Consider the following 15121-nt stretch of genomic DNA (forward strand, 5'->3'; position numbering starts at 1 on the left):
CGGGTCGGCTCGCACGGCGCTTTGTATATTCATACGAATGCTTCGGGTTCCCGGATACGGGGAAGCCTACGAAGCGGCCGACCGTCAGCAACGATACCGGCACACCGGACGGCCCCCGCGGGACGGGGGGATGGCCGGAAGGTAGCGTCTGGGAGGAGCCGGTCCGGGAACGCGCCCGGAGCGCTACGCGTTCTCGGAGTGACGACCCCGGCCCGGAGAGCCGGCGGAACCGCTTCCGGCTCGGTCGTCCGCCAGTCGTATCGATCAGTCGTGGTTCACCACGTCACCAAGGGGAAGACGCTCACTTGATGCCGGACCGCAGCCCGCGACTCCTCATGCTCCCCCAGCCGTCGGCTCAGGGAGGGGAGCGCAGCGGCGTTTTCCTGCGGGAGCGCCCCGCCTCGCCGCCGGACGCCCCCTCGGGCGGGCAGAACGGCGACGAGCGGGGCCGGACCCAGGAGGACAACCCCTTCGCACCGCCGCCGGAGGGCACCCCCGACCGCCCCTGGCAGCCCCGCCGCCCGTCGGACGACGGCGAGGGGGGCGACGGCTCCCGCGGCGGCGGCCGCAGCCCCTGGGGCCGGAACTGGAGCGATCGCCAGCCCGGTCGCTCGGGCGGCGGCTTCGGCGAGCGCCCCGGAGCGTCGCCCGGCCAGGACGGCCAGGGCGGCGGTCCCGCCGCCGGCCCGCGCTGGGACCCCACCGACCCGGTGCAGCGGCGCGCCCGCTACGCACTGCTGTGCGGCATGTGGGCCTTCTTCTTCGCCCTCTTCAGCTGGCCGTACGTGGCGCTGCTGCTCGGCGCGCTGGCGCTGTACTGGGGCGTCTCCTCCCTGCGCGCCAAGCCGCGCACGCCGGACCCGGACCGCCCGGCGCCGGAGCAGCAGTCCGGCCGCCCGCAGACGACGGCCGCGATCAGCGGCCTGGTCACGGGGTCCCTGGCACTCGCCCTGGTGGCGGCGTCGTTCACGGCCCAGATGGTCTACAGCGACTACTACACGTGCACGAACGACGCCCTCACGAACCAGGCGAAGGAGGCCTGCACGGACCTGCTTCCGGAGGAGCTGCGCGGGTTCCTGGGGACGAGCGACTGAGGCACGGGCGCGCGTTCGGCGGGGGCACGGGCGGGGCCGGGGCCGGGGGCGGGGTTCAGGACTCCTCGCCGTCGTCCGACTGCCGGCGCGGATCCCGCCGCGGCTCGGGAGCCGAGGCGGGCTGCGGGTCGGGTGCCAGAGCGGGCTGCGGGCCGGGGATCGGCTCGGGCGTCCGGCCGGGCGTCGGGTCCGGCCTCGGGTCCGGCCTCGGTTCCGACCTCGGGTCGGCCGGGAGGAAGTCGTACGGCTCGAAGAAGTCGTCGTCCGTGCCGAGGGGTCCGTACGCGTCGTCCTGGTCGTAGGGGGCGTCCGGGGTGACGTCGGCCGAGGGCGGCTCGGGCTCCCCGGCTCCGGGCTTCGTGCGGCGCGTGAACCAGCGGCGGGGTGACAGCCGTCGTCCGCCTCGCTCCCGCCCGGCCGGCGTTTCGGCGGCCGCCGTCTCGTGCGTGCCCTGCCGGGGCAGTACGGCTCGGGGTGACGGTGACCGGTCCCGGCGTCGCCAGGCCCGTACCCCGACCGCCGTCGGCACGGCGGTGGCCGTGATCCACAGCAGCGTCGCCCCGCCCGCCTGCCACCACACCGGCCCGAACCGGGCGAGGGCGTCGACGCCGAGCGCGCCGCCCGCGAGTGCGGCGAGCGCGGCGAGCAGGACCGCGCACAGCACGGCGGCCAGGGCGGCAGCGGCGGCGGTCGCGCCACGGGATGTGAGGGCGTCGCCGGGGTCGTCGCTCGCCGTGCTGTGCGCGGCGTGGCGTCCGGCGCCGACGCCGGTCCCGGTGTCCGCGCCGGTGCGGCCGTCCTCGGCGTCGCCCGGCCGTCCCCCCGTCGCCGCCCTCGCCGTGAACCACCCCACCGTCACGCCCGCCAGCACCGGCACGGCGGAGGTCGCCCAGGTCAGCGGCGTGCCCGGGCCCGCGTCCGGCACGGCGGCCAGGAGCGGGAACGGCGGCAGCAGGGGCGCCGGGGCCGAGGCGAGCGGGCTCACGACGTGGCCGGTGCCGAGCAGGAAGCCGGGGCCGAGTGCGTACGCCGCCGCCCACACCGCCGCGTTCGGTACCAGCGCGAGCCCCAGCAGCAGGACCGCGAACCGCCCCGACCACCCCTCCGTGAGCTGGAGGAACGACACCCGGGCCGCCCCGCCGTGCCACACCAGCGACACCGCGAGCAGCAGTGCCCCGCCGCCGACCAGGACCGCCGTACCGGCGGCAGCGGCGCGGGCGGCGACGCCGAAGCGCCCGTCGGACGCGAGCAGCAGCCCGCGCACGCCGAGCGCCCGTCGCACCGGCCTGCCGGGCCGGCCGTACGCCGTCCACACCCCGGCCCCGGCCGACGCCGCGACGAGCAGCGGCAGGCACACACAGGTCCAGGGCCACGCCGGCCGCAGCGGGCCCCCGGCCGCGTACACCGCCGTGGCGGCGGCGACACCGAGGTAGCCGAGCACGACACCGGCCCAGGCCGAGCGGGCGGGCAGCAGGGGGCCGCCGTCGCCGCTGTCGGTGGCGTCCCGCGCCGCGCGGTGCACCAGCCACACCGGCAGCGCCAGGAGCAGCAGCGGGGTGACGCCCATCGGCGCGGGGGTGCCGGAGAGCGTGTCGAGGCGGACGAGTTCGGCGCCGTGCGCCAGCAGCCACAGCGCGGCGGCGACGTGCAGGGCGCCGTCGGGCCCGCTGTCGGGGTACGGGGAGCTGATCCACAGCACCATCACGAGCACGGCGGACGAGCCGAGCCCCAGGCCCGCGGCGAGCACGCCGCCGAACAGGCCCGCGGCGAGTCCGGGGGAACGGTCGCGCAGCCGGGTGCGCAGGGACGGCAGCGACGGTCGGCGGGCGGTCATCTCGGTCACGCCCGCCATGCTCCCAACGACACGCGCTTTCCCGTCGTAACAGGCGAAGCTCGGATGTGTCGCTCAATATACGTTTATGTTCTTTTTCGTTCGAAGGGGCGACCTGTGACGCGGAGCCCCACCATCCCGCTCCCCCCTCCCAAGGAACGCCGACGCCTGCGTGAGGCCGCCTCCCTGACGCGGACTCAGCTCGCCGCCCGGCTCGGCGTCCCCCGCGAGACGGTGCGCGCGTGGGAGACCGGCCGCACGACGCCGCGGGGCCGGAAACGGGAGGCGTACGCGAAGCTGCTGCACAGCCTGGCCGCCGAGGCGGAGGCGACGCCCGCCGGGCCCGTCACCGCCGTACCGACCGAGGAGGCGCCGTCCACCGGGGCCGGCGCCGAGCCGGAGGCCCTGGCGAAGCTCCTGGCCGAACCGCTCTCCGAGCCCCTCCCGGACCACGTCGCGCACCCGGAGGCGGCCGCCGACGGCGCACCTCCGCTGACACCCGCTCAGGCCTTCGACGCGCTCTACGCGTTCTGCGCGCCGTCCCTCGTGCGGCAGGCCTACCTGCTCACCGGACGCCGCGAACTGGCCCGCGAGTCGGTCGAGCGGGCCTTCCAGGTCGCCTGGGAGCGCTGGCCGGAGGTGGCCCGCGACCGCGACCCGGCGGGCTGGGTGCGCGCGACGGCGTACGAGTACGCGCTGTCCCCCTGGCACCGCTTCCGCCCCCGCTACCGGCACCCCGAGCCGCCGCCCGCCGACCCCTCGGCCCGCGCCCTCCTGGACGTCCTGCTCACGCTCCCGCCCCCGTACCGCCGCACGCTCCTGCTGTACGACGGGGTGGGCCTCGGCCTGCCCGAGACGGCGGCGGAGACGGAGGCCACCACACCGGCGGCCGCCAACCGGCTGCTGCACGCGCGCGAGACCGTCGCCGCACGGCTGCCGGAGCTGTCGGACCCGGACGTCCTGCACCACCGGCTCGCGGAACTGGCCTCCGCCGAGCGGCTGCGCGCCGCCAAACCACCGCGCGTGCGCTGGACCAGCGAACGCCGGGCCCAGTTCTGGACGCGGGCCGCCATCGCGTTCACCGTCGCCCTGATCGGCACGACCGCGCTCACGCTCAGGTCCGCGCCGACGCGGTACGAGCCGCCGGTGCCGCCCGGCTCGACGGTGCGCGGGATCCCGCCGCGGATCGCGCCGGGCCCGCTGTCGGAGGCGGAGCGGGAACTGCGCGGCAAGCTGCGGGCGCAGCTGACGAGCGGACCGGAGCGGCTGGCTCCCCTGCCCGGCTGAGCCGCCCGGACACGGCGGACGCCATCCACACGACGGACGCCACGGACACGACGGGCGTCACCGACACGACGGAAGCCACGGACACGACGACGGGCCCGCCCCCACCCGGGGACGGGCCCGTCCGTGTTTCCCCTCGGCCGCTGGACGGCCGAACCGGTTCAGCCGGCGAGGATCTCGCGGGCCAGCTTGGCGGTCTCGGTCGGGGTCTTGCCGACCTTCACACCGGCGGCCTCCAGGGCCTCCTTCTTCGCGGCGGCCGTGCCGGAGGAGCCGGAGACGATGGCGCCGGCGTGGCCCATGGTCTTGCCCTCGGGCGCGGTGAAGCCCGCGACGTAGCCGACGACCGGCTTCTTCACGTTCTCCTTGATGAAGGCCGCGGCCCGCTCCTCGGCGTCGCCGCCGATCTCACCGATCATGACGATCAGGTCGGTGTCGGGGTCGGCCTCGAACGCGGCGAGCGCGTCGATGTGCGTCGTGCCGATGACCGGGTCGCCACCGATGCCGACGGCGGAGGAGAAGCCGATGTCACGCAGCTCGTACATCATCTGGTACGTCAGCGTGCCGGACTTCGAGACCAGGCCGATGCGGCCCGGCTTCGTGATGTCGCCCGGGATGATGCCGGCGTTCGACTGGCCCGGCGTGATGAGGCCGGGGCAGTTCGGGCCGATGATGCGGGTCTTGTTGCCCTTGGACACGGCGTACGCGTAGAACGCGGCCGAGTCGTGGACGGCGATGCCCTCGGTGATGACGACCGCGAGCGGGATCTCGGCGTCGATCGCCTCGACGACGGCGGCCTTGGCGAACGCCGGCGGCACGAAGAGGACGGAGACGTTGGCGCCCGTCTTCTCCATCGCCTCGGCGACGGTGCCGAAGACCGGGATCTCGTTGCCGTCGATGTCGACGGAGGTGCCCGCCTTGCGCGGGTTCACGCCACCGACGATGTTCGTGCCGTCGGCCAGCATGAGCTTGGTGTGCTTCATGCCCGTGGCGCCGGTCATGCCCTGGACGATGACCTTGGAGTCCTTGTTGAGGAAGATAGCCATGGCTGTCTGAGTCCCTCTTCCTTACTTCGCAGCCGCGAGCTCGGCGGCCTTGTCGGCCGCGCCGTCCATGGTGTCCACGCGCTGCACCAGCGGGTGGTTGGCGTCGGAGAGGATCTTGCGACCCAGCTCGGCGTTGTTGCCGTCCAGCCGGACGACCAGCGGCTTGGTGACTTCCTCGCCCTTGTCCTTGAGCAGCTGCAGCGCCTGCACGATGCCGTTGGCGACCTCGTCACAGGCGGTGATGCCACCGAAGACGTTGACGAACACGGACTTGACGTCCGGGTCGCCGAGGATGATCTCCAGGCCGTTCGCCATGACCGCGGCCGAGGCGCCGCCGCCGATGTCGAGGAAGTTGGCGGGCTTGACGCCACCGTGCTTCTCACCGGCGTACGCGACGACGTCCAGGGTGCTCATGACGAGACCCGCGCCGTTGCCGATGATGCCGACCTCGCCGTCGAGCTTGACGTAGTTGAGGTTCTTCTCCTTGGCGGCCGCCTCCAGCGGGTTCGCCGCCGCGTGGTCGACCAGCGCCTCGTGCTCCGGCTGGCGGAAGTCGGCGTTCTCGTCCAGCGACACCTTGCCGTCGAGGGCGATGACGTCACCCGAGGCGACCTTGGCCAGCGGGTTGACCTCGACGAGGAGGGCGTCCTCCTTGATGAAGGTGTCCCACAGCTTGACGAGGACGTTCACGACCTTGTCGGCGACCTCGGCCGGGAACTTCGCGGCCTCGACGATCTCGCGGGCCTTCTCGGGGGTCACGCCCTCGTTGGCGTCGATCGGCGTCTTGGCGACGGCCTCCGGACGGGTGGCCGCCACCTCCTCGATGTCCACGCCGCCCTCGACGGACGCGATGGACAGGAAGGTGCGGTTGGCACGGTCCAGGAGGAAGGAGACGTAGTACTCCTCCAGGATCTCCGGAGCCGTCTCGGCGATCATCACCTTGTGGACCGTGTGGCCCTTGATGTCCATGCCGAGGATGTCCGTCGCCCGGGCAACGGCCTCGTCCGGGGTGCCGGCGAGCTTCACGCCACCGGCCTTGCCACGCCCGCCGACCTTCACCTGGGCCTTGACGACGGACTTGCCACCGAGGCGCTCAGTGGCTGCGCGGGCCGCCTCAGGCGTGTCGATGACTTCACCGGCCAGCACCGGTACATCGTGCTTGGCGAAGAGGTCCCTCGCCTGGTACTCGAACAGGTCCACGCGCTTCCGTCCCTATCAGTGATCTCGCGGTTCGTTGGATGCGTGGGCGTGCCGCGAAGGGCAACGTGACGACCGCTGTGTCACAAGGGGGGCGCACACGGTGTCCGAGCGCGCGGCATGTCCGTCTCGCAGGTTATCGCCGCAACCGGAACGTCTCTAAATCGCATCTCACACCTGAGCGGTGATACCTGTCACATGATGCCGGAATCACTGGCACGCCGTGCCGCGGGTGAGGGGCCTCACCGGGCTGGGGTTGACCCGGTGAGGCCCGTCGAAACTCCCCCGAGGAGCGGTCGAACGTCCTGCTCCCCGGAGCGCGGTGCGGCCGGACCCCACCCCAGTGGGGCCGACGCGCACCGTCCGCGAGGGCTTCGGCCGGACGGACCGACGGCTTTCGGCCGTCCGGGTCCTGCCACCCCCGCGGAGCCTGTGCGCCCTACGGCTGTCGGATGCCGTACGGGCTGCCGTGGCGGAGGTGTCAGATGCCGTACGGGCTGCCGTACCGGAGGTCGGTCGTGTGGCCGCCCGGCACGTCCTGGGCGTGGCCCTGCGCTTCCTGGGCGTAGCCCCGCACGTCGTACGCGTAACCCTGGGCGTCGTACGCGTAACCCTGGGCGTCGTACGCGTAGCCCTTGACGTCCTGCGCGTAGCCCTTGACGTCCTGCGCGTAGCCCGGCGTGACCGAGTCGGTGAGGCCCTCGGCGCCGGTCACGGCGTTGTGCGCGAGAGGGCCGGCGGCCTGCTGGACGGTGCCGGTCAGGTCCTGCGCGAACGGCACGGCCTGCCCGGCGACCGGCGCGACCTGTCCCGCGACGGCCTCGGTGAACGGCTCGGCGTGGCCCGTGACGCCGTACGCGAGGGTCGTGGCGCTGTCGCCGACGCCGTACGCGAAGGGCTGCACGGTGTCCGCGACGGTGTCCACCACGGGCTGCACGGCCCCGGCGACGCCGTACGCGAACGGCGGCACCTCGCCCGCGACGCCCTCCGCGAAACCGCCCGCCTGCCCCGCGACGCCGTACGCCAGCGGCGCCACGGAGCCGACGGTGTCGCCCGCGAACGGCCCCACCTCGCCCGTCACGCCGTACGCCAGTCCGCTCGCGTCGGCGACGGCCTGCTCGGCGACGGGGACGGCGCCCCGCACGGCGGTGTGCGCGAGCGGCGGCAGCGCGGCGCCCGTGGCGTCGGCGGCGACCCGACCGGCCAGCCCGGTGGCGTAGGACGGCACGTCCTCGGCGACGCCCTGGGCGACGGGCCGCACGTCGGCGACCGTGCCCTCGGCCACGGTGCGGACCCCGGCGACGGCGTGCTCGGCGGCCGGCACGGCACCGGACACGGCACGGTCGGCGACCGGCAGCGCCCCGTCCACGGCGGCGCCCGCCACCGGCGGCACGGCCGACTGGGCGGTCTCCTCCACGACCGGCGTGACCGTGCCGGGGACGGTGGCGACCGTGCCGACGACGTGCTGCCGCACCCCGCCGACCGTGCCCGTGACGTGGCTCGGGACGGCGGAGACGGACGCCTCGGCCGCGCCCGCCGCGCCCCGGACGGTGCCCGCGGCGCCGGTGGCGCGGGACTCGGCGCCGTCGGCCGTGGCGCGGGCGGCGCCGGTCGTGGCGGTGACCGTGCGGTCCGCGCCCGCGAGGGTCTGGGCCGCCTTGGTGCGCAGCACGCCCTCGACGCCCCGCGCCTGGGCCTGCGCGGTGGAGCGGGCGCCGTGCAGCTTCGTCCCGGCGGCGGCCAGGGCCTGCTCCAGCTCGGGCGCGAAGGCGGCCAGCGGGCCGAAGAGGTAGTCGACGGCGTCCTGCGGCGCGTCCGGGACGCTGTCGGACACGGCGCCGGTCACCTGGTCGGCGGCGGCCCCGCCCTGCTCGGCGCTCACGCCGATCTGGGCCTCGGCGGCGGCGCGTGCGGCCTTGGCGCCCTGGATGGCCTCGGCGCCGCGGACCTTCGCCTGCGGGACGGTGACCTTCGCGTCGACGTAACGGCGGGCCTGCTCGGCGGCGTCGGTGGGCGTGTCCGCGGTCCGCTCGGCGGTGCGGGTCGCGCCGTCGAGGGTGCCCCGCACGTCGGCGGTGTTCCCGACGGTGTTCCCGACCGTGGCGGACGCGCCGCCGGACGCGCCGGACACGGTGTCGTTCACGTCGCTGACGACGCCGTCGACCGTGTCGGAGACGGTGCCGGCTACCACGCCGAGGAGGCCGCCGGCGTCCGAGGTGCTCGCGCCGGCCTCGGTGGTGGCGTCCGGCACGGAGAGGGAGGAGGCGGGCAGTTCGTCGGCGCTCGCGGTGGCGGAGCCCAGCGCCCAGGCGCCGGTGACACCGGCGGCTATGACGATGGAGCGTCGGATGTTCTTGTTCATGCGTGCGTCAGATCCTTAGTCCACGGTGCCGGAGCTCCAGGGGAACTCCGGGACTCTGGAAGGCTTGGGGACAATTCCGGGCCGGGGGCCCCGCGAACCGTTGCGATCGGTCGCGGCCCCTGCGGCTGCTGTCCGGGGGAAGGGTTTCCGGACGGGTTCCGGACGGGTTCCTTACGGGTTTTCCGGACGGGTTCCGAACGGTTTCCGGACGTACGGGCAGACCTGTGTCCGCCCCCGCGCGGCAGGTCTACGGCGGGGGTGGGCCCGTCCTAGGCGGGGGAAACCGGAATGTCCCGGTACCGGTCCCGGGTCTCGGCCGCGTCCACGCGCGCGGCGGCGCCGGGCACGAGCCCGAGCGGCGCCCGGTCTTCGGGGGTGAGGGCGTGCGCGTCGCCGTACCGCGGCCCACTGCCGTCGGTGGCGGCGCGGTTGCCCAGCACTCCGTCCGGCTCGCCGCCGGGCGGCTGCTGGAGGGGCGTGGGGGCGCCGGCGTGCGCGGTGGGCGCCGACCTGTGGTCGCGCGCCGTGTGCCAGGTGTTCTGCGCCGGGGCGACCGGGAGGACCGGCCCGTGCGCGGCGCGCTCCGCCGCCTTGCCGTCGGAGGCATCGGAGGCGTCGGCCTCGTGCCGGTCCACGGACGTCTCGTCGGCGGGGGCCGGCTCCGGGACTCCGGCGACCGGAACGGAGGGCGGCTGCGGGGCCGACGGCAGGTCGGGCAGCGGCAACCGAGGCAGGGTCGGCAGCGCGGCGGGCGGCGACGTCACCTTGTCCCGCACGTCCCCGAGACCGCCCTCGACCCGCTCACGACCGTCCCGCAGACCGCCGGTGAGACCGTTCGCCAGGCCACTGGGGCCACTGGTCAGTCCGTCGGTCAGACGCTGAGTCGCCTTTCCGACGTGCTCACCGGCCGACTCGCCGACCGACTCACCGGCCCGCTCGACGGAGGTGGAGCCGGACTCGGCCGTCTCGGTGGAGCCGGGCTCGGTCGTCTCGGTGGAGCCGGGCTCGGTCGTCTCGGTGGAGCCGGGCTCGGCAACGGCCTCGGTCGCCTTCGCCACCGAGCCGCTCACCACCGGCACGCTCTCCGCCGCCTGGGCCCGCTCCCCGCACACCAGCCCGAGGGCGAACACCGCACCCACCAGCAGCGCCAGTTGGAGGGCACGCCGCCCGGCCGTCCCGCGCATGACGCGCGCGACGGCTCCGGACAGGGCTGCCGACCAGACCAAGACGGGGAGCTTCCTCCCGTACGGCGAAACGGTTGAGGTGTCACGAGCAGTGACCGCGCGCCGATCCTTGCATGCGCCTCCTGAGGTTGTGCAAGCCCCCCGTTACCGATGGGGGCTCATGTCCGATTTGCTGGGCCGAACTCCCTGTCCGGTATCGGCAGCGGCCGCTTCTCGATCGCCGCCGCCATCACCTCCGGGAACAGATCCGGCGTACAGGCGAAGGCCGGCGCGCCCAGTGCGGCGAGCGCCGCCGCGTGCTCCCGGTCGTACGCCGGAGCCCCCTCGTCCGACAGCGCGAGCAGCGTCACGAACTGCGTCCCGGACGCCTTCATCGCCGCCACCCGCTTCAGCATCTCGTCGCGGATGCCCCCTTCGTAGAGGTCGCTGATCAGCACGACCACCGTGTCCGCGGGCCGCGTGATCCGCGACTGGCAGTACGCCAGCGCCCGGTTGATGTCCGTGCCGCCGCCGAGCTGGGTGCCGAACAGGACGTCGACGGGGTCGTCGAGCTGGTCGGTGAGGTCGACGACCGCCGTGTCGAACACGACGAGCCGCGTGCTGATCGACCGCATGGACGCGAGCACCGCCCCGAACACCGACGCGTACACGACCGACGCCGCCATGGATCCCGACTGGTCGACGCAGAGGACGACGTCCTTCTTCACGGACCGCGAGGCCCGCCCGTAGCCGACGAGCCGCTCCGGCACGACCGTGCGCCGGTCCGGCAGGTAGTGCTTGAGGTTGGCGGCGATCGTGCGGTTCCAGTCGATGTCGTGGTGGCGCGGTCTGCTGACGCGGGCGCTGCGGTCGAGCGCGCCGGTGAGCGTGGCCCGGGTGCGGGTGGCGAGTCGCTTCTCCAGGTCGTCGACCACCTTGCGCACGACGGCCCGTGCCGTCTCCTTCGTCGTCTCCGGCATCGCCTTGTTCAGCGACAGGAGCGTGCCGACGAGGTGCACGTCGGCCTCCACCGCCTCCAGCATCTCCGGTTCGAGCAGCAGCGTGGCGAGCCCGAGCCGGTCGATGGCGTCGCGCTGCATGACCTGCACGACGGACGACGGGAAGTACGCGCGGATGTCGCCGAGCCAGCGCGCCACCGACGGCGCCGACGCCCCGAGGCCCGCCGAACGGTCCCGGCCCGCCCGCGGCTTCTCCGCCTTCCCGTAGAGCGCGGCGAGCGCTCCGTCCATCGCCGCGTCCCGCCCCGACAGCACACACTGCGTGCCATCGGCACCGTCACCGCCGCCGCCCCCCAACACCAGCCGCCAGCGCCTGAGCCGCTCGACCACGGGGTCGCCCGGATCGCCCGGCCCGGGCGGGCCGCCCGGTTCAGTCGGTCGGACTGTCATGTCCCACCCCCACGAGGTCGTTGTGCGCCAGGGCGCGGCCCGTCCCCTGCTCCGCCGCGCCCGGTGTGCCCAACAGCAGCCGCACGACCGGCAGCACCGCTTCCGCGCGGTCGGCGTCCAGGTCGGCGGCGAATCCGGGGAGGCCGAGCCCGGCCGCCCCGGCCGCCCCGGCTCTCCCCCGCGCGCCCGGCCCGCGCCGGACCAGTTCGCCGAGGGTGCGCCGCACCCCGGGCTCGTACGCCGAGAACGTGCGCCGCAGCAGCGGCAGTACGTCCGTGAACGCGTCCGCCGGCACGCCGGTCAGCCACGCGTCGACCAGGCCGAGCAGCCGCTCGTCGTGCACGAGCAGCATCCCTCCCCCGGAGGCGCCGCCGACGAAGCCCTCGATCCACGCAGCGGCGTCGGCCGGCGGGGTGCCCGGAGACAGCACGAGGCTCATCAGCCGGGCCGCCTCGTCCTGCCCCAACTCCCCGTCGTCCAGCAGCAGCCGCACGGCACGCCCCCGGACGACGCCCGGCACCGAGTCCCGCACGGACAGGGTCCGCAGCACGCCCTGCCAACGGCCCCGCATGTCGTCGTGCCCGGACGCCGGGGTGTCGCCCAGCAGGCCGACCGCCCCGTGCACCGCGTCCACGTGCCGCCGCATTTCCTCGGCGGCGTCGGCGTCCAGCCCGGCGCAGGCCGGCGGCAGGCCGACGAAGACCCGCTCGGCGAGCCCCGCCGCGACCTCGCCGAGCGCGTCGGTGCCCGTCCCGCGCACGTCGCCGTATCTCAGCGCGCGGACCAGGGCGGGCAGCGCCTGGGCAAGGTGCCCGACGTCGGTGTCGAGCGCCGCCCGGTCGGCGAGGATCCGCATCACCGCGGGAAGCGCGTCCGGCAGTTCGGCCAGCAGGCAGCGCTCGGCCAGCCCGGTCACGTCGGCCAGCCCCGGCGCCGAGGCCGCGTCCGCCTCGGCCTTGGCGGTCGCCGCGGCGAGCACGGTCGTCCCCCACACACCCGCCTCGGCGACCCGCACCGCCAACTCGGGCTCCCAGCGCAGCCGCCACGTCTCCCGGAACGTCCCCGTACTGCCCCGCGACGCCGCCGACTCGCCCCAGTCCACGCCGAGCAGCCGCAGCCGGTGCAGGAGTCTGCTGCGCCCGGCGTCGGTGTCCTTGCGCAGATCGAGTTCCACCTCCCGCTCCGCCGCCTCCGGTTTGAGCCGCAGCCTGCGCTGCGCCCGGGCGAGGTCCCGCTGGAGCGGCACCGCGGGCGCCGTCGGCGGCACCTCGCCCATCGCGTCCCCCACGACCAACCGGTCGTGCACCAGCGCCAGCGGCACGTCCGAGCCGTCGCAGATCACCGCCCGCACCGCGTCGGTCGTCTCGCCCAGGCCGGGCAGCGGACGGCCGCGCATCGCGGCGAGCGTCTCCGCGAGCCGCACCGCCTCGATGACGTGCGCCGGGGAAACGATCCGGTCCTCGGCGCGCAGCAGCCCGGCGACCGTGGTCATCCAGCGCTCGACCGGCCGGTCCGGGGCGCCGAACAGATGCCCGTACCAGCCGGGCGAGTCGATGCCCGCGCCGTACCCGCTGGACCTGGCGAGCCTGCGGTTCGTCCACGGCACCCACGTCATGTCGGCCTTGACCTTGGGCAGGCCCTTCAGCAGCGCGCGGTCGGCGGCGACGGTGGTCCTGCGGCGCAGCGCGGGCACGTGCCACGCCCCGCACACCACGGCCACCTCGTCGCCGAACTCCCGCCGCGCCGCCCGGACCTGGAGCCGCATGTGCGCCTCGCGCGCCGCCTCCCGCGCGGCGTCCCGCTCGCGGCCGCCGTCCCCATACGTCTCCCGCAGCGCGCCCATCGCCTCCTCGAGCGCGGTGAACGGCGCGAGCGGGTCGGCGTCCGCGCCGCCGCGGTGCTCGACCACGTCCTCCCACCAGCGTTCGGGGTCGTCGTGGCCGGCGGTTTCGGCGAGTACGGCGAGGGGGTCGACGCGGACGGTTTCCCGGCGGTCCTGCTCGTCCTCGCTCCGGGGCCGGTCCGGCACGTCCCCGACCGCAGTGTTCCGTTCCTTCTCCCAGGCCAGCGTGTGGGCGGCCGGGAGGTCGATGAAGCGGGCCGGGACCTCGTGGGTCAGGGCCCAGCGGATCGCCACCCATTCCGGGGAGAACTCGGCCAGCGGCCAGAACGCCGAGCTGCCCGGCTCGTCCACGGCGTGGGCGAGCAGCGCGACCGGCGGGCGCATGGCCTCGTCGGCGGCGAGCGGGATCAGGTCGTCGGCCTCGGGCGGGCCCTCGATCAGCAGGACCCGGGGCCGGGCGGCGTCCAGCGCCGCCCGGACCGCCCGCGCCGATCCCGGCCCGTGGTGGCGCACCCCCAGCAACAGGGGCGCGCCGCCGGGCCGTTCAGCGCCCGTCACGCCGTCCTCCTCCCCTTCGGGGCCAGCGGGAGTCGTCGTCGGCCACGGACGTGAGCGGCCACGACGAGTCGTCGTCGGACGCGCCCGGGAAGCCCGCCGCCGTCCATGTCGTCCTCGTCCTCGTCCTCTGGTCACGGATCACGCGCTCACCTCCCGGCAGGCGCGGTAGAAGTCCGTCCAGCCGTCCCGCTCCCGGACGACCGTCTCCAGGTACTCCTGCCAGACGAGCCGGTCGGCCGCCGGGTCGCGGACGACGGCGCCGAGGAGGCCCGCGGCGACGTCACCGGCCCGCAGCACGCCGTCGCCGAAGTGGGCCGCGAGGGCGAGCCCGTTGGTGACGACCGAGATCGCCTCGGCCGTCGACAGGGTGCCGCTGGGCGACTTCAGCTTCGTCCGCCCGTCCGTCGTGACCCCGTCCCGCAGCTCGCGGAAGACGGTCACGACACGGCGGATCTCCTCCACGCCCTCCGGCACGGCGGGCAGGTCGAGGGATCGGCCGATCTGGTCGACGCGGCGCGAGACGATGTCGACCTCCGCCTCGGGTGTCTCGGGCAGCGGCAGGACGACCGTGTTGAAGCGGCGGCGCAGGGCGCTGGACAGGTCGTTGACCCCGCGGTCGCGGTCGTTGGCCGTGGCGATGAGGTTGAAGCCGCGCACGGCCTGCACCTCGCCGCCCAACTCCGGTATGGGCAGCGTCTTCTCCGACAGGATCGTGATGAGCGAGTCCTGGACGTCGGCCGGGATGCGCGTCAGCTCCTCGACGCGGGCCGTCATGCCCTCCGCCATGGCCCGCATGACCGGGCTGGGCACGAGCGCGTCGCGGCTGGGGCCGTGGGCGAGCAGCTGCGCGTAGTTCCACCCGTACCGGATCGCCTCCTCCGGGGTGCCGGCCGTGCCCTGGACCAGCAGCGTCGAGTCACCGCTGACCGCCGCGGCGAGGTGCTCGGACACCCACGTCTTGGCGGTGCCGGGGACGCCGAGCAGGAGCAGGGCGCGGTCGGTGGCGAGCGTGGTGACGGCGACCTCGACGATGCGGCGCGGGCCCACGTACTTGGGTGTGATCACGGTGCCGTCCGGCAGGGTGCCGCCCAGCAGGTAGGTCGCGACGGCCCACGGGGAGAGCTTCCAGCGGGCGGGGCGCGGCCGGTCGTCGTGCGCGGCCAGCGCGGTCAGTTCGTCGGCGAAGGCGTCCTCGGCGTGCGGGCGCAGCACCTCCGGTCCGGGCGTCGCGGGCGGGTCTCCCGCGGGGCCCGCGACGGCGGGCGAGGAGTCGTTCCGACTGGGATCTGCGGATGTGGTCGCTACGGAAACTGGCATGGCTGAGTCCCCCTCCA

The 15121-nt window shown here is 74.9% G+C and carries 10 protein-coding genes; 2 read left to right on the top strand and 8 right to left on the bottom strand.

All coding sequences use genetic code 11. The features are described 5' to 3' along the window. Nucleotides 1-308 precede the first annotated feature (308 nt). Entirely contained in the window at nt 309-1094 is a 786-nt protein-coding gene (locus ACZ7D7_RS03065; protein WP_470821868.1) for a hypothetical protein, read from the top strand. 55 nt (nt 1095-1149) lie between these two features. Here ACZ7D7_RS03065 and ACZ7D7_RS03070 read toward each other — a convergent pair whose 3' ends face one another. Beyond that, nucleotides 1150-2946: a cell division protein PerM gene (locus ACZ7D7_RS03070; RefSeq protein ID WP_470821869.1), complete on the bottom strand. Its 1797-nt coding sequence runs from the start codon at nt 2944-2946 to the stop codon at nt 1150-1152. Nucleotides 2947-3042: 96 nt separating this feature from the next. Between ACZ7D7_RS03070 and ACZ7D7_RS03075 the strand changes: the two genes are divergently transcribed. Then, complete coding sequence (locus tag ACZ7D7_RS03075) at nt 3043-4212, top strand: helix-turn-helix domain-containing protein (protein ID WP_470821871.1); 1170 nt, start codon at nt 3043-3045, stop codon at nt 4210-4212. Between the two features lie 158 nt (nt 4213-4370). Here the strand turns inward: ACZ7D7_RS03075 and sucD are convergent, their stop codons facing one another. The 7 genes from sucD to ACZ7D7_RS03110 all read right to left on the bottom strand — a co-directional run bounded on the left by sucD (nt 4371) and on the right by ACZ7D7_RS03110 (nt 15104). Next, on the bottom strand, nt 4371-5255 hold the full coding sequence (sucD, locus tag ACZ7D7_RS03080) for a succinate--CoA ligase subunit alpha (RefSeq protein ID WP_470821872.1): 885 nt from the start codon (nt 5253-5255) through the stop codon (nt 4371-4373). 21 nt (nt 5256-5276) lie between these two features. Then, nucleotides 5277-6455: an ADP-forming succinate--CoA ligase subunit beta gene (sucC, locus tag ACZ7D7_RS03085; protein WP_470821874.1), complete on the bottom strand. Its 1179-nt coding sequence runs from the start codon at nt 6453-6455 to the stop codon at nt 5277-5279. A 478-nt stretch (nt 6456-6933) separates the two neighbouring features. Beyond that, the gene (locus tag ACZ7D7_RS03090) at nt 6934-8814 is read right to left on the bottom strand and encodes a serine/threonine-protein kinase (RefSeq protein ID WP_470821876.1); all 1881 of its coding nucleotides are present in this window, start codon (nt 8812-8814) and stop codon (nt 6934-6936) included. A gap of 269 nt (nt 8815-9083) precedes the next feature. Beyond that, nucleotides 9084-10040, bottom strand: coding sequence for a hypothetical protein (locus ACZ7D7_RS03095; RefSeq protein WP_470821877.1), 957 nt, complete (start codon nt 10038-10040; stop codon nt 9084-9086). Nucleotides 10041-10156: 116 nt separating this feature from the next. Further along, nucleotides 10157-11386 (bottom strand): VWA domain-containing protein, encoded by a 1230-nt coding sequence (locus ACZ7D7_RS03100; protein ID WP_470821878.1) that lies wholly within the window; start codon nt 11384-11386, stop codon nt 10157-10159. Then, a complete protein-coding gene (locus tag ACZ7D7_RS03105; RefSeq protein WP_470821880.1) occupies nt 11367-13787 on the bottom strand; it encodes a DUF5682 family protein in 2421 nt (806 codons plus the stop codon). The genes ACZ7D7_RS03100 and ACZ7D7_RS03105 overlap by 20 nt, the downstream gene beginning before the upstream one ends. A 138-nt stretch (nt 13788-13925) precedes the next feature. Next, a complete protein-coding gene (locus ACZ7D7_RS03110; protein ID WP_470821882.1) occupies nt 13926-15104 on the bottom strand; it encodes an AAA family ATPase in 1179 nt (392 codons plus the stop codon). Between the last annotated feature and the right edge of the window lie 17 nt (nt 15105-15121).

The sequence above is a fragment of the Streptomyces sp. NPDC037054 genome (assembly GCF_055606745.1).